General features: G+C 75.0%; 11 protein-coding genes. 5 read left to right on the top strand and 6 right to left on the bottom strand.

Features of this window, described 5'->3' with window-relative positions; genetic code table 11:
- The first annotated feature begins 87 nt into the window (after positions 1-87).
- Complete coding sequence (locus ACFYOU_RS14915) at positions 88-861, top strand: S1 family peptidase (protein WP_389766155.1); 774 nt, start codon at positions 88-90, stop codon at positions 859-861.
- Positions 862-911: 50 nt separating this feature from the next.
- On the opposite strand, the gene argF is transcribed toward ACFYOU_RS14915, so the two are convergent.
- From argF to ACFYOU_RS14935, 4 genes are all read right to left on the bottom strand, one after another.
- Positions 912-1,922 (bottom strand): ornithine carbamoyltransferase, encoded by a 1,011-nt coding sequence (gene argF, locus ACFYOU_RS14920; protein ID WP_391305914.1) that lies wholly within the window; start codon positions 1,920-1,922, stop codon positions 912-914.
- Between the two features lie 103 nt (positions 1,923-2,025).
- The gene (locus ACFYOU_RS14925; protein WP_391305916.1) at positions 2,026-3,267 is read right to left on the bottom strand and encodes an arginine deiminase; all 1,242 of its coding nucleotides are present in this window, start codon (positions 3,265-3,267) and stop codon (positions 2,026-2,028) included.
- Between the two features lie 94 nt (positions 3,268-3,361).
- Positions 3,362-4,033, bottom strand: a complete 672-nt coding sequence (locus tag ACFYOU_RS14930) for a response regulator (RefSeq protein ID WP_391306307.1) — start codon at positions 4,031-4,033, stop codon at positions 3,362-3,364.
- Positions 4,030-5,316, bottom strand: a complete 1,287-nt coding sequence (locus ACFYOU_RS14935) for a sensor domain-containing protein (protein WP_391306309.1) — start codon at positions 5,314-5,316, stop codon at positions 4,030-4,032. Before ACFYOU_RS14935 ends, ACFYOU_RS14930 begins: the two co-directional genes overlap by 4 nt.
- Before the next feature lie 269 nt (positions 5,317-5,585).
- On the opposite strand from ACFYOU_RS14935, the gene ACFYOU_RS14940 reads away from it, so the two are divergent.
- Together ACFYOU_RS14940 and ACFYOU_RS14945 are read left to right on the top strand one after the other, a co-directional pair.
- Positions 5,586-6,344: an ATP-binding cassette domain-containing protein gene (locus ACFYOU_RS14940; RefSeq protein ID WP_391305918.1), complete on the top strand. Its 759-nt coding sequence runs from the start codon at positions 5,586-5,588 to the stop codon at positions 6,342-6,344.
- Positions 6,338-8,755 carry an FtsX-like permease family protein gene (locus tag ACFYOU_RS14945; RefSeq protein WP_391305920.1) on the top strand — a complete coding sequence of 806 codons (2,418 nt, stop codon included), beginning with the start codon at positions 6,338-6,340 and terminating at the stop codon, positions 8,753-8,755. Before ACFYOU_RS14940 ends, ACFYOU_RS14945 begins: the two co-directional genes overlap by 7 nt.
- A gap of 238 nt (positions 8,756-8,993) precedes the next feature.
- On the opposite strand, the gene ACFYOU_RS14950 is transcribed toward ACFYOU_RS14945, so the two are convergent.
- Positions 8,994-9,710 carry a class F sortase gene (locus ACFYOU_RS14950; RefSeq protein WP_391305922.1) on the bottom strand — a complete coding sequence of 239 codons (717 nt, stop codon included), beginning with the start codon at positions 9,708-9,710 and terminating at the stop codon, positions 8,994-8,996.
- Positions 9,711-9,796: 86 nt separating this feature from the next.
- Positions 9,797-10,396 carry a hypothetical protein gene (locus ACFYOU_RS14955; protein ID WP_391305924.1) on the bottom strand — a complete coding sequence of 200 codons (600 nt, stop codon included), beginning with the start codon at positions 10,394-10,396 and terminating at the stop codon, positions 9,797-9,799.
- A 344-nt stretch (positions 10,397-10,740) separates the two neighbouring features.
- On the opposite strand from ACFYOU_RS14955, the gene ACFYOU_RS14960 reads away from it, so the two are divergent.
- Together ACFYOU_RS14960 and ACFYOU_RS14965 are read left to right on the top strand one after the other, a co-directional pair.
- Positions 10,741-12,246 (top strand): 3' terminal RNA ribose 2'-O-methyltransferase Hen1, encoded by a 1,506-nt coding sequence (locus ACFYOU_RS14960; protein WP_391305926.1) that lies wholly within the window; start codon positions 10,741-10,743, stop codon positions 12,244-12,246.
- Positions 12,243-14,798, top strand: a complete 2,556-nt coding sequence (locus tag ACFYOU_RS14965) for a polynucleotide kinase-phosphatase (RefSeq protein ID WP_391305928.1) — start codon at positions 12,243-12,245, stop codon at positions 14,796-14,798. The genes ACFYOU_RS14960 and ACFYOU_RS14965 overlap by 4 nt, the downstream gene beginning before the upstream one ends.
- The last annotated feature ends 34 nt before the right edge of the window (positions 14,799-14,832 follow it).

Consider the following 14,832-nt stretch of genomic DNA (forward strand, 5'->3'; position numbering starts at 1 on the left):
CGGGGGGAACGCCCCCGCCGAACTCCCCGTCCTGCTGTACGGAAGGCGCGGTGGATCACGCCGCGCCCACGTCCAGAGGGGGATTCCATGTCCAGTTCCACCAGGAGCGCCGCCACCGTACTCGCCGCGTCCGCGCTCATGGCCGCGGGCCTCACGGTCACCGCGGCGCCGGCCAGCGCGATCCACGGCGGGAAGAACGCCACGACCGGCACCCACCCGTACGCCATGCAGCTGAGGACCGCGGGCGGTCAACACGTGTGCGGCGGCACCCTCGTGGCGCCCACCAAGGTGCTGACCGCGGCGCACTGCGTCAAGGACGTCGACGCGGCCCGCCAGCTGAAGGTCATCGGCGGGCGCACCACCCTCGCCGCCACCAACGGCACGGTCCGCGGGGTGGCCGACGTGACGTTGCACCCGGAGTACGACGGTTTCCTCGGCCGGGACGCGGCCGTGTTGACGCTGTCGGCGCGGATGCCGTACCGGTCGCTGCCGGTGGCGGGTCCGCGGGACAACGCGCTGTACGCGCTGGGGAAGACCGCGACGACGGTGGGTTGGGGGCAGACCGCGCGGGACACCTCGGCGACCCGGCTCAAGTCGGCGGTGCTCAAGCTGGCGTCCATCAAGACCTGCGAGCCGTTCACCGGTCCCACCGACACCCGGGCGCTGACGGTGTGCGGGGCGCCCACCGCGGGCACCAAGGACAGCATCTGCCGCGGTGACTCGGGCGGCCCGCTGATCGCCGGCGGCAAGGTGATCGGCATCGTCTCCACCGGCAACAAGTACTGCGACGACGTGCACCCCGACTCGGTGTTCACCCGGGTCAGCGCCGTCGCGGCGGACCTGGGCCTGTCCACCTCCTGACCCGGAGGGAGCGGGGGCGGGTGTCGATCCCGCCGCCGCTCCCGCCCCGGTCAGTCGGCGAGGGTGGCCACCAGCACGGCCTTGATGGTGTGCAGCCGGTTCTCGGCCTCGTCGAAGACGACGGAGTACGGGGACTCGAAGACCTCGTCGGTGACCTCCAGCGACTCCAGGCCGTACGTCTCGTGGATCTCGCGGCCGACCCGGGTGCCCAGGTCGTGGAAGGCCGGCAGGCAGTGCAGGAACCGCACGTCCGGGTTGCCGGTGGCCTGGAGCACCTCCAGGGTCACGGCGTACGGGCCGAGGGCGGCGATCCGCTCGGCCCAGACCTCCTTGGGCTCCCCCATCGACACCCAGACGTCGGTGGCGACGAAGTCCGCTCCGCGCACCCCCTCGGTGACGTCCTCGGTGAGGGTGAGGGTGGCGCCGCTCTTCTCGGCCAGCGCACGGGCCCGGTCCACCACGCCGCGGTCGGGCCAGTACGCCTCGGGGGCCACGATCCGGACGTCCATGCCGAGGAGCGCGCCGGTGATCAGGTACGAGTTGCCCATGTTGAACCGGGCGTCGCCGAGGTAGGCGAAGGAGATCCCGTCGAGGGGCTTGACGCAGTGCTCGGTCATGGTGAGGACGTCCGCGAGCATCTGGGTGGGGTGCCAGTCGTCGGTGAGGCCGTTGTAGACGGGGACGCCCGCGAAGGCGGCCAGTTCCTCGACCGCGGGCTGACTGTCGCCCCGGTACTCGATCGCGTCGTACATCCGGCCCAGTACCCGGGCCGTGTCCCTGACCGACTCCTTGTGGCCCATCTGGGAGCCGGAGGGGTCCAGGTAGGTGGTGCTGGCGCCCTGGTCGGCGGCGGCGACCTCGAAGGCGCAGCGGGTCCGGGTGGAGGTCTTCTCGAAGATGAGGGCGATGTTCTGGCCGCGCAGCAGGGGGGTCTCGGCGCGGGACTTCTTGGCCGCCTTCAGTTCGGCCGCGAGGACGACCAGGGCCTTGAACTCGTCGGCGGTGAAGTCCAGCTCCTTGAGGAAGTGGCGGCCGGTGAAACCGGACGGGACAGTCACCATGCGGGGCTCCAGGGGCGAGAACGTCGGTCAGGAAGTTTGGAAGTCTATACGATAGACAACATTTCTATGCAAGGCTGCTTCAGGCCGTTCCCGAGGTCGGCGTTCAGCCGGCACCCACGGCCTCCCGCTCCACCGGGCAGCTCATGCACCGCGGCCCGCCCCGACCGCGCCCCAGCTCGCTGCCCGGGATCTCGATCACCTCGATGCCCTGTTTGCGCAGATGGGTGTTGGTGGTGGCGTTGCGTTCGTAGGCGATGACCACACCCGGTTCGACGGCGAGGACGTTGCAGCCGTCGTCCCACTGCTCCCGCTCCGCCGCGCGCACGTCCTGGGTGGCGGTGAGCACCCTGATCTCGCTGAGGCCGAGGGCCGCGGCGACGGCCCGGTGCATGTGCTCCGGCGGGTGGTCGGTGACCTTCAGCTCCCGCACGTCGACACCGGGCTCGATCGTGTACGAGCGCAGCATGCCGAGCCCGGCGTACTGCGTGAACGTGTCACCGTCGACCATCGTCATCACCGTGTCCAGGTGCATGAAGGCGCGCCGCTTGGGCATGTCGAGCGCGACGATGGTCCGCGCGGACCCGGCCGCGAACAGTTTGTGGGCGAGCATCTCCACGGCCTGGGGCGTGGTCCGCTCGCTCATCCCGATGAGGACCGCGCCGTTGCCGATCACCAGGACGTCACCGCCCTCGATGGTGGACGGGTAGTCGGCCAGCCCCTCGGACCAGACGTTGAACGGTCCCGCCGACTCCGCGGCGAACAGCGGGTGGTGCCGGTAGATCGCCTCGAAGTGCACGGTCTCGCGGCGGCGCGCCGGCCAGCGCATCGCGTTGATGGACACGCCGTCGTAGATCCATGCGGAGGTGTCCCGGGTGAACAGGTGGTTGGGCAGCGGGCCCAGCAGGAAGTCGTCCAGCTCCATGGCGTGGAAGCGGACGGAGGTGGGTTCGGCGTGCCCCTCCAGGAACTCCCGCTTGGTCATGCCGCCGACCAGCACCTCGCACAACTGGGGCGCGGGCAGCCCCGCGAAGGCGGCCCGCAGATGGCCGGTGGCGAGCGGACCGTACTCCTTCTCCTCGAAGACCCGGTCCAGGACCAGCGCACGGGCCTCGGGCACGTCCAGCACCTCGGTGAGCAGGTCGCCGAAGAGGTGGACGGTCACGCCGCGGTCCCGCAGCACGTCCGCGAACCCGTCGTGCTCCTGCCGGGCCCGGCGCACCCACAGCACGTCGTCGAAGAGGAGGGCGTCCTTGTTGCTGGGGGTCAACCGCTTCAGCTCCAGGTCGGGCCGGTGCAGTATGACGCGGCGCAGCCGCCCGGTCTCGGAGTCAACGTGGAATCCCATGGCGTCTACCTTCCCCGAATTGGCACCCTCACGACGCGAGTGCGCCTTCCCGCCGGCGCGCCGCGTGAGCACGAACGCCGCCGGCCGCGGCCGGTCAGGACCGCAGGTAGGCGAGGACGGCGAGGACCCGGCGGTGGGTGTCGCCCGCGGGCGGCAGGTCCAGCTTGGCGAGGATGCTGCCGATGTGCTTGACCACGGCCGCGTCGGAGACGACGAGTTCCCGGGCGATGGCGCTGTTGGAGCGTCCCTCGGCGACCAGGCCCAGCACCTCCCGTTCGCGCGGGGTCAGCCGCTGCAACGGGTCGCGGCGGCGGCGCAGCAGGTGGCGGACCACCTCCGGGTCGACGACCGTGCCGCCGTCCGCGACCGCGCGCAGGGCGTCGAGGAACTGTTCGACCTGGCCGATCCGGTCCTTGAGGAGGTAGCCGACGCCCGTGCCGTCGCCCGAGTCGAGGAGGTCGGCCGCGTAGGCCCGTTGCACGTACTGGCTCAGCACGAGGACCGGCAGGGTGGGACGGACGCGGCGCAGGGCCACGGCGGCCCGCAGCCCCTCGTCCTCGAAGTCGGGCGGCATCCGCACGTCGGTGACGACGACGTCCGGGTCCGTGTCCGCGACGGCGGCGGTCAGCGCGGCGGCGTCCCCGACGGCGGCCACCGTCCGGTGCCCGAAGCGGGTGAGCAGGCCGACGAGTCCCTCGCGCAGCAGGACGCTGTCCTCGGCGAGGACCACCCGCAGCGGTCGGGGTGCATCGGCGCCGGCCGTCAGGTGGGACGGGTCCGCTCGGTCGGTCGGCAAGGGATCTCCACGCGCAGCAGGGTCGGTCCGCCCGGTGGGCTGGACAGGGTGAGTGTGCCATCCAGGGCCGACACCCGGTCGCCGAGTCCGGTCAGTCCGCTGCCGGCCGCCGGGTCGGCGCCGCCGCGGCCGTCGTCGTCGACCTCCAGGACCAGCGTCCCGGCGGCGTGCCGGACGGTGACCTTGGCCCGGTGGGCGCCGCTGTGCCGGGCGACGTTGACCAGGGCCTCCCGGGTGACGAAGTAGGCGGCGGCCTCCACCGGCCCGGGGAGCCGGCCCGGCAGTGCGGCGGCGACGTCGACGGGCACCGCTGAGCGGTCGGCCGCGTCCTGGACGGCGGCCTCCAGACCGAAGTCGGTGAGGACCTTCGGATGGATGTCGTGGATGAGTTCGCGCAGTTCGGCGAGGACCCGTCCGGCCTCGTCGTGGGCGCGGGCCAGGGTGTCGGCGAGCGGTCCCGGCGGGGCGTCGAGGCGGGCGAGGCCCAGGGTCATCGTCAGGGCGACGAGCCGTTGTTGCGCCCCGTCGTGCAGGTCCCGTTCGATCCGGCGCCGCTCGGCGTCGAAGGCGTCGACCAGGCGGACCCGGGAGCGGCTCAGCTCCCGTACGGTCCGCTCGGCCGTGGTGTCCCGCGGGCCGAGCAGGGCCCCGGCGATGCCGGCGCGCACCTCGGCGAGCCAGCCGAGCGCGTACAGTCCGGGGGCGATCAGGGCGGTCCCGAGGGCGGCGCAGGCGCAGGCCAGCGGCCAGGAGGTGACGAGCCACAGCTTGAGCACCCGGACCTCCTCGCCGCCGCCGACGGTCGCCATCAGGGCCGGTGCGGCGACCAGGGTCAGGGGCGCGCCCAGGACGAAGGCCACCGCCAACGCCTCCAACGGCCACAGCAGGAGCGCGGTGAGGCCGGCGTACCCGAACTCCCGCCAGGTGACCGGTTCCCGGAAGCGGAGCCGGGCCCAGGCTCCGGGCCCAGGCTCGGTGACCCGTCGGTGCGGATCGGTCGCGGTGTGCCGGAGCATGCGCAGCCGCCACCGTTCGAACCGGGCGAACGGCAGTCCGAGGAGCACCAGCGAGGCCAGCAGCGGCAGTCCGAGGAGCACCGGGGCGAGGGCGAGCCCGGCCGCGGCGGTGACCAGGAGCGCCGCCAGGAGGACGGGGCCCAGCAGGGCGCCGGTCAGGAGGTAGCCGACCGCCCGCCAGGGCCAACCGGTGCGCAGGTAGCGCAGTCGGCGCGGGGAACCCAGGACCTCGCGCAGGCCCGTGCCGGGCCCTTCGCCGGCGGACGGCGCCGGGCACCCGGGTGCCGGGGGCGTGCCCCGGCGCCCGGGCGGGTCGGGAGGGGCGGCGGGGTGCCGTCCGTGCTGGCTGCGTTCACGGCGTTCGTTGCGCACGGTTCCCACGGTAGGCGGGCGTACGGGGCCGGCCCAGGGCGCTGGGTGGAGGTCCGGGGGTGGGGCAGGCCCTACCCCCGTTCTCCACCGTGCCCCGCTGACCCGGCGGGGTCCGGGGCGGTGGAGTGGACGGCATGGACGACAAGGTGATCAGACTGGCCTCGGTGACCCGGGTGCACCGGCCGCACGGCCGCGGCGGCACCCCGGTGACGGCCCTGGACGGAGTGTCCCTCTCCTTCGGGCGGGGCACCTTCACGGCGGTCATGGGCCCCTCCGGGTCGGGGAAGTCGACGCTGCTCCAGTGCGCGGCCGGGCTCGACCGGCCGACCTCGGGGTCGGTGGTCCTCGACGGGACCGAGCTGACCGGGCTCGGTGAGCGGCGGCTGACCCTGCTGCGGCGGGAGCGGATCGGGTTCGTGTTCCAGTCCTTCAACCTGTTGCCGTCGCTGACGGCCGAGCAGAACGTGGCGCTGCCGCTGCGGTTGGCGGGCCGCCGTCCCGGCCGGGCCCGGGTGCGGGAGGCGCTGGCCCGGGTGGGGTTGGCGGACCGGGCCCGGCACCGTCCCGCCCAGTTGTCGGGCGGTCAGCAGCAGCGGGTCGCGGTGGCCCGGGCCCTGATCACCCGCCCCGCGGTGGTGTTCGGGGACGAACCGACCGGCGCGCTCGACACCGGCGCGGGCCGCGGGGTGCTGACCCTGCTGCGGGAGTTGGTGGACGAGGAGCGGCGGACCGTCGTCATGGTGACCCACGATCCGACGGCCGCCGCCCGCGCCGACCGGGTGGTGTTCCTGGTGGACGGGGCGCTCGCCGGGGAGGTCACCGCGCCGAGCGCCGAGGAGGTCGCCCGACGGATGACCGCGCTGGAGGCAGGGGTGGGGGCGGCGTCGTGCTGAGCGTGACGTGGTGCGGACTGCGCGAGCGCCTGGTCACCTTCCTCGGGGGCTTCCTGGCCCTGGCGCTGGGCGTCGGGGTGCTCACCGCGATGGGCCTGGCCCTGGCCTCGGCGACCCGGACCCCGGAGCGGCAGCCGGAGCGGTTCGCGGCGGCACCGGTGCTGGTGCGGGGTGCGGACACCCTGCGGGTGGACACCCCCGCCGGACCCCGCGAGGGCCGGTGGAGCGGGCCGCGGGCGGTGCCGCGCGCCCTGCTGCGGGAGCTGGCGGAGCTGGGCCCCACAGTGGTGGACCGGACGTTCCCGGTCCGGGCCGAGGGCGCCGGTGAGCTCGTCGCCCACCCGTGGTCGACCGCCGCCTTCGCCTCGTACCGGCTGACCGCGGGGCGGGCGCCGGTGCGGGACGGGGAGGTCGTGGCGGCCGGTGGCTGGGCGCGCCCCGGCGAACGGGTCGACACCGACCGGGGCGTGCTCCGGGTGGTGGGGACGGCCGCCGCCCCGACCGTGTTCGAGCGGGCCGTGTTCCTCACCGAGCGGCACGCGGCGCGGTTCGCCGCCGGGGACCACGTGGTCGTGGACGCCCCGCCGGCGGCGGTGCGCGCGGTGGTCGCCGACGGCCGGTACCCGGGGGTGCGGGTCCTCACGGGCACCGAGCGGCGGCTCGCGGACCCCGGTACGGAACGGGAACGGGCGGCGCGCACGGCACTCGTCGCGCTGCTCGGCACCGCGGGCGGGGTCTGCGGGTTCGTGTCGGTGTTCGTGGTCGCGTCGACGTTCGCGTACTCGGTGGCCCGTCGACGCCGGGAGTTCGGGTTGCTGCGCACGGCGGGGGCGACCCCGGGTCAGGTGCGGCGCACGGTGTACGCGGAGGGGCTGCTCGTCGGGGCGACCGCCTCGGCGGTGGGGTGTCTGCTCGGCGGCTGGGCGGCGCCGCTGCTGGCCCGTCTGCTGGTGGCCCGTCAGGCGGCGCCCGCGGGCTTCCGGATCGGCCCGGACCGCTGGCCGTACCACCTGGCGTTCTGGACCGGGCTCGTGGTGGCCCTCGCCGGGGTGGCGGCGGCGTCCTGGCGGGCGGGGCGCACCGGCCCGGCCGAGGCGTTGCGGGAGGCGTCCGTCGACCACGGGGTGCTGACCCGGGGCCGGCTGCTGTGGGGCGGTGGCCTGCTGGTGGCCGCGCTGGGACTCCTCGGGTACTCCCTGGTCGTCGAACCGGGCGAGCTGTTGCACCGCAAGACGTACACCAGCCGGCCCGCGCTGCTGGTCGTCGCGGTGGCGCTGGTGGCGCCCGGCTGGGTGGGTCCGGTGGCCCGGGCCCTGACCCGGTTGCCGGCGCGGCTGCCCGGGGCGGGCGGCGAACTCGTCCGGGCGGGCGTGTCCACGGCGGTCCGGCGCGGGGCCGCGGTGGCGTCCCCGGTGTTGGTGACCGTGGCGCTCACCGGCACCCTGCTGGGGACGACCGCCACCCTGAACGGGGCGAAGGCGCGGGAGGTCGAGCGCAGGACGACGGCGGACTTCGTCGTCACGGGCGTGGACCGGGCCGGGGTCGCGGCGCTCGCCCGGGTGCCCGGCGCGGTGGTGTCCCCGTCCGCGGCGAGCGAGGTGCACGTACTGGAGGAGGGGACGGCGCTGGTCCGGTCCGAGGCGCGCGCCGTCGACCCCGCGGCCCTCTCGGCGACCACGACGCTCCCGGTCGCCGCGGGCGACGTACGGGACCTGGACGACGGGTCCCTCGTCGTCAACGAGGAGTGGCAGCGGCACCGGGTGGGGCAGCACGTCACCGTGTGGCGGGCCGACGGTCAGCGGGTGCGGTTGCGGATCGCGGCGGTCCTGCGCACCGGCACCGGCTCCCAGGGCGTGTACGTCACCCCGGCCAACGCGCCGGGCGCCGTGGTGGACCGCGTCGAGGTCCGGGTGGTGCCCGGGGCCCGGGCGGGTGCGGTCGCGGCGGCGCTGCGGACGGCCGCGGGGGCCGGCCGGGTCCGCACGGGCGAGGCGTACGCGCGGGCGTTGGCTCCGCGCGCGAACGCGGCCACCCGGATCGGTTTCCTGCTGGTCATCGGGATCGCGGTGCTGTACGGGGCGTTGGCGCTGGCCAACACGACGCTGATGGCCGCCGCGGACCGGTTGCCGGAACTCCGGGCCCTGCGGCTGGCGGGGGCGACCCGGGGGCAGGTGCTCCGGGTCGTCGGGTGCGAGGCGGCGGTGCTGGTCGGCACGGGCGCCGTGCTGGGCGCGCTGGTCGCGGCGGTGCACCTGGGGGCGCTGGCGGCAGCCTTGGCGCTGGTCGGGGCGCCGGCCCCGGTGGTCGTCCCGTGGGGGCCGCTCGCCGCGGTGGGTGCCGGGTACCTGACGGTCGCCGTGCTGACGGCGCTGTGGGCGACGGGCCGGTCGCTGCTCGGCGCGCGTCGGTGAGGACCGCCGACGTGCGGTCGGGGCCCGCCGGTGCGCCGCCGGTGCGCCGCTGGGGCCCGCCGGTGCACGATCGGGCCCGCCGGGGCGCGGCGCGGACCGCCGGGGCCGGGTCGGGGCCCGCCGGGGAACCCGGAGCGCCGGGGCGGGCACGCTGGTCGGCACCCGGGAGTGCCGGGGCGGTCCGCCGGGCGGGACCCGAAGGCCCCGGTCGGCGGACGGCGTTGCGGCCGGAACCGGATCAGCGCTCGCCGGTGAGGTGGGCGAAGACGACCACGTTCGCGTCGTAGCCGCTCTCCCCCGCGTAGGAGCCGCCGCAGGTGATGAGGCGCAACTCCGCGCGCCCGGTGTCGCCGTAGACGCGCTCGGCGGGGAACCCCTCGCGTTTGAGGGTCTCGACGCCGTCGACGGTGAACACCGCGGTGCGCCCGTCGGCGCGGGGCACCTCGACGGTTTCGCCCGGGCGGAGCAGGCCCAGTGAGTAGAAGACCGCGGGGCCGGTGCGGGTGTCCACATGTCCGGTGATCACCGCGGTGCCGCGCTCCCCCGGGGTGGGGCCCTCGCTGAACCACCCCGCGGTGTCCGGCCGGGTCGGCACGGGCGCCTCGATCTGTCCCTGCGGGTCGTAACCGACGTCCAGCAGCGGGGCGTCCACCCGGACGCTCGGCACCTGGACCCGTACCGGGCGGGCGACGGTGAGCGGTTCCGCGCCCGCCGGAGCGGTGGCGGAGGGGGCGGGCCGGACCGCTGCCGCGGGCGCCGGCTGCGGCGGGCCCGCCACCGGGTCGCCCTGCACCAGGCGCACCCCGACCAGGACGGCGAGCGCGAGGGAGGACCACCCCACCCGGTACCGTCGATCGACCCGGGCCCGGGCGGCCCTGCGGTGGACGTCGAGCGCCGCGAGCAGCGCCTCGCCCTCGGCGGAGCAGCGCGCCGGCCTCCGTGGGTACGGGTCCATCCCGGGTCTCCTTCCGTTCGCCCCGTGCTCTTGCCGTGACCGCACCCGGCCGGGGCGCGGGTGCGGGCCCGTTCCGGGCGGGTGGGTCAGAGGGCCCGGCGCCGCGCCCGGTGGAGGAACGCGCCGCCCGCCACCGCGCCGACGATCAGCGCACCGCCCGCGGCCGTGGTGAGGGTGTCGTGTCCGTCGGCGCGGAGGCCGCCGAATCCGGCGTGCGAGCCGCTGGCGGGCACGACCTCCAGCACTCCGGCGAGGTGCGCGCCGTTGTTGCAGGTCCCGTGGACGTCGTACCGGCCGGGGCGGGTGTTCCACGGCACGTCGAGACGTCCGCTCAGCTCGTCCCGGGCACCGGACTGCGGTCCGCCCCGGGCGTCCTGGTCGTCCCTCAGGTCGCGGCCGTCCTGTCCGTCACGTCCGTCACGTCCGTCGCGGGTCAGCCGGACGTGCCGCACGCCCAGGGACTCGGCGTTCACCGTGGCGGTGTCGCTGTTCCCGCAGGAGAACGTGCGCACGGTGGTGGCGTGTCCGGCCCGCACCGGGTCCGGCGAGAAGGACAGGGTGTCGGCACCGGGCCGGGGGCCGGGCGCCCCGCCGGCCGGCACGCCCGCCGCGAGGGCGAGCGGCGCGGTGAGCGCGACCGTCGCCGCGGCCACCCCGGCCGAGGCGAGAAAGCGTCGAGCATGCATGTGATCCTCCGTCAAGCACCGGCCGCGTGCGAATGCTTGCCCGCGCGCTGACGAGAGCCGGTACCGTCGCCCCCTCATGTGACGATCCGTCGGATGGCGGCGCATCTCCACCGGCCCGCCCGCGGCGCCGGACCGTCCCCGCGGCCAGCCGGATACGTAGGACAACGCCGCAGGTCAGAGGCATTGCAGCTGGCGCACTCAGGTGATCTTGTCCAGGTGCGTCCGCACGGGTAGCCACACCCCGGCGGAACGCTCCACCTGACGCACCCCCACGGACCGCCCCGGGGCGGGCGCCCGGAAAACTCCCTCGCCCCGGCCGGTATCCGCCCGGAATACTCGTACGGGTGTTCATCACCGTCACCACGACAGGTCATCCTGAACGTCCCGCGACCGATCTGGGCTTCCTGCTGCACAAGCATCCCGACCGCAGCCAGGCGTTCTCCACCTCGCACGGCACCGCCCACGTCTTCTACCCCGAGGCGACGGCGGAGCGCTGCACGGCGGCGCTGCTGCTGGAGGTCGACCCCGTGGCGCTGGTCCGCAAGCTCAAGGGCAAGGAGCGCAGCACACCCGACGCCGCCCTCGCGCAGTACGTGAACGACCGGCCCTACGCGGCGTCCTCCCTGCTCGCCGTCGCGCTCAGCCGGGTGTTCTCCAGCGCGTTGAAGGGCCAGTGCACGGCGCTGCCCGCACGGGCCGCCGAGCCGCTGCCCCTGCGGATCGAGGTTCCCGTGCTCCCCGCGCGCGGGGGCGCCGAACTGGTCCACCGGATGTTCGCACCGCTCGGCTGGACGGTCACCGCGACCCCCGTACCGCTCGACGAACACTTCCCCGAGTGGGGCGGCTCCCGTTACGTGTCCCTGGTCCTGGAGGGCTCGGGCAGCACGCTCGCCGAGGCGCTGCGCCACCTCTACGTCCTGCTGCCGGTACTGGACGACACCAAGCACTACTGGGTGTCGCAGGACGAGGTCGACAAGCTGCTGCGCGCCGGGGAGGGCTGGCTCGCGACCCACCCGGAGCAGCAGGTCATCACCAGCCGCTACCTCAACCACCGCTGGGGCCTCGCCCGCACCGCGCAGGAACGCCTCGCCCTGGAACGCCTCGCGCAGAGCGACGACACCGAGGTCGAGGAGATCGACAACGCGGTCGACGAGACCACGGACACCGAGGAGAAGCCGGTGCCGTTGGCGCGGGCCCGCCGCACGGCCGTCGTGACCGCGCTGACCCGGACCGGCGCCTCCCGGGTGCTCGACCTCGGCTGCGGCCAGGGCCAGTTGGTCAAGGAACTGTTGGCGGACCCCCGGTTCACGGAGATCGTCGGGGTCGACGTGTCGGCCCGTGCGCTCACCGTTGCCGCCCGACGGCTGCGGCTGGACCGGATGGGCGAGCGCCAGGCGTCCCGCGTCACGCTGCTCCAGGGCTCGCTGACGTACACCGACCGCCGGCTCGAAGGGTACGACGCGGCCGTGCTGTGCGAGGTCATCGAACACGTCGACCCGCCGCGGCTGCCCGCCGTGGAGTACGCGGTGTTCGGCGCGGCCCGTCCCGCGACGGTCATCGTGACCACCCCGAACGTCGAGTACAACGTCCGCTGGGAGTCGCTGCCGGCCGGACACAAGCGGCACCGGGACCACCGCTTCGAGTGGCGTCGCGACGAGTTCCGCGACTGGGCGCAGCAGGTGGCCGCACGGCACGGGTACACCGTGGAGCTGCGGCCGGTGGGCCCCGAGGACCCGGAGGTGGGCGCGCCGACGCAGCTCGCCCTGTTCCGCCGCGGCGCCGCCCCGGCCACCACCGGCACCACCGGCACCACCGGCACCACCGGCACCGAGGAGGAGAGCGCGGCATGAGCGGCACCGACACCACCACCGTGCAGGACGTGCGCGTCCTGCCCGTCACCGACCTGTCCCTGGTCGTCCTCATCGGCTCCACCGGCTCCGGCAAGTCGACCTTCGCCCAGCGGCACTTCCGGCCCACGGAGGTGCTGTCCAGCGACTTCTGCCGGGGACTGGTCGCCGACGACGAGAACGACCAGTCGGCGTCCGGCGACGCCTTCGACGTCCTGCACTACATCGCGGGCAAACGTCTCGCCGCGGGCCGGCGGACCGTCGTCGACGCGACGAACGTGCAGTCCGGGGCGCGGGCCCAGCTGATCCGGCTGGCCCGTGAACACGACGTGCTGCCCGTCGCGATCGTCCTGGACGTGCCCGAGTCGGTGTGCGTGCGACGCAACGCCGAACGGCCCGAACGCGCGGACCTGCCGGCCCGGGTGGTCAGCCGTCACCAGCGGGAACTGCGCCGCTCGCTGCGCGGACTGGAACGCGAGGGCTTCCGCAAGGTGCACGTCCTGCGCGGGGTCGACGCGATCGAGTCGGCGCGGATCGTCACCGAGCGGCGGTTCAACGACCTGACCCATCTGACCGGCCCGTTCGACCTGATCGGTGACGTGCACGGCTGCCGCAACGAGCTGGAGGCCCTGCTGGGCGAGCTCGGCTACGTCGACGGCGCCCACCCCGAGGGCCGGACCGCCGTGTTCGTCGGTGACCTGGTCGACCGCGGACCGGACAGCCCCGGGGTGCTGCGCCGGGTGATGGACATGGTCGCCGCGGGGAACGCCCTGTGCGTGCCCGGCAACCACGAGAACAAGCTGGGGCGCTGGCTGAAGGGCCGCAAGGTGCAGCTCACCCACGGCCTGGCCGAGACCGCGGCGCAGCTGGCGGACGAGAGCGAGGAGTTCCGGGCCCGGGTCGCCGCCTTCGTGGACGGACTGGTCAGCCACTACGTGCTCGACGGCGGCCGGCTGGTCGTCTCCCACGCGGGGCTGCCGGAGAAGTACCACGGCCGGACCTCGGGCCGGGTCCGCTCGCACGCCCTGTACGGCGACACCACGGGGGAGACGGACGAGTTCGGGCTGCCGGTGCGCTACCCGTGGGCGGAGGACTACCGGGGCTCCGCCGCCGTGGTGTACGGGCACACGCCGGTGCCCGAGGCCCAGTGGATCAACAACACCCTGTGCCTGGACACCGGCTGCGTCTTCGGCGGCAAGCTGACCGCCCTGCGCTACCCGGAACGCGAACTGGTCGAGGTGCCCGCCGAGCGCGTCTGGTACGAGCCGGTGCGGCCCCTGGTGCCCGAGGCGCCGGGCGGGCAGGACGGACGCCCCCTGGACCTGACCGACGTCGTCGGCCGGCGGACCGTGGAGACCCGGCACGGCGGTCGGGTCGCGGTACGGGAGGAGAACGCGGCGGCGGCCCTGGAGGTCATGAGCCGCTTCGCGGTCGACCCGCGGCTCGTGCCGTACCTGCCGCCGACCATGGCGCCCACCGCGACCTCGTCGCTGGACGGCCATCTGGAGCACCCGGTGGAGGCGTTCGCGCAGTACGCGGCCGACGGGGTCGCCCGGGTCGTGTGCGAGGAGAAGCACATGGGGTCGCGGGCCGTCGCCCTGGTGTGCCGGGACGCGGACGCCGCACGGACCCGCTTCGGGGTGGACGGCCCCACCGGGTCCCTGTACACCCGGACGGGACGGCCGTTCTTCGACGATCCGGCGGTCACCGAGGAGGTCATCGGGCGGGTGCGCGGCGCCGCGACGGCCGCGGGGCTGTGGGAGTCGCTGGACACCGACTGGCTGCTCCTGGACGCCGAGCTGATGCCGTGGTCGCTGAAGGCGGCGGGGCTGCTGCGCACCCAGTACGCGGCGGTCGGCGCCGCGGCGGGCACGGTGCTGCCGCGGGCGGTGAGCGCACTGGAGGCCGCGGCGGGGCGGGGCGCGCCCGTCGGGGACCTGCTGGAGCGGCACCGGGGGCGGACCGAGGACGCCACCGCCTTCACCGAGGCGTACCGCAGGTACTGCTGGAGCACCGAGGGCCTGGAGGGGGTGCGCCTCGCACCGTTCCAGGTCCTGGCGACCCGTGGCCGTTCGCTGGCGGGGCTGCCGCACGACGAGCAGTTGGCGCTGATCGACCTGCTGGTGGCGCACGACGCGACGGGGTTGCTGGCCCCCACCCGGCGGCTCGTCGTCGACACCGGGGACGCGGCGTCGGTACGGGCCGGCGTCGACTGGTGGCAGGAGCTGACCGACGCCGGCGGCGAGGGCATGGTCGTCAAGCCGCTGGAGGCGCTGGCCCGGGTCGGGCGGCAGCGTCTGGTGCAGCCGGGGATCAAGTGCCGGGGACGGGAGTACCTGCGGATCGTCTACGGTCCCGAGTACACCCGCCCGGAGCACCTGGAGCGGTTGCGTTCCCGGCACCTCGGCCACAAGCGGTCGCTGGCGCTGCGGGAGTACGCGCTCGGCCTGGAGGCGCTGGAGCGGCTGGCCGAGGGGGAGCCGCTGTGGCGGGTCCACGAGGCGGTGTTCGCGGTCCTCGCCCTGGAGTCGGAGCCGGTGGACCCGAGGCTCTGACCCGGGCGGCACCGAGCGCGTCCCCGCCCCGGGC

The organism is Streptomyces sp. NPDC005955 (assembly GCF_042871255.1).
Classification (GTDB): domain Bacteria; phylum Actinomycetota; class Actinomycetes; order Streptomycetales; family Streptomycetaceae; genus Streptomyces.

Excerpts from the sequence above, each read along its gene's own strand:
- ACFYOU_RS14915 (WP_389766155.1), top strand. The coding sequence starts at position 88 with ATGTCCAGTTCCACCAGGAGCGCCGCCACCGTACTCGCCGCGTCCGCG.
- argF (WP_391305914.1), bottom strand. The coding sequence starts at position 1,922 with ATGGTGACTGTCCCGTCCGGTTTCACCGGCCGCCACTTCCTCAAGGAG.
- ACFYOU_RS14925 (WP_391305916.1), bottom strand. The coding sequence starts at position 3,267 with ATGGGATTCCACGTTGACTCCGAGACCGGGCGGCTGCGCCGCGTCATA.
- ACFYOU_RS14940 (WP_391305918.1), top strand. The coding sequence starts at position 5,586 with ATGGACGACAAGGTGATCAGACTGGCCTCGGTGACCCGGGTGCACCGG.
- ACFYOU_RS14950 (WP_391305922.1), bottom strand. The coding sequence starts at position 9,710 with ATGGACCCGTACCCACGGAGGCCGGCGCGCTGCTCCGCCGAGGGCGAG.
- ACFYOU_RS14955 (WP_391305924.1), bottom strand. The coding sequence starts at position 10,396 with ATGCATGCTCGACGCTTTCTCGCCTCGGCCGGGGTGGCCGCGGCGACG.
- ACFYOU_RS14965 (WP_391305928.1), top strand. The coding sequence starts at position 12,243 with ATGAGCGGCACCGACACCACCACCGTGCAGGACGTGCGCGTCCTGCCC.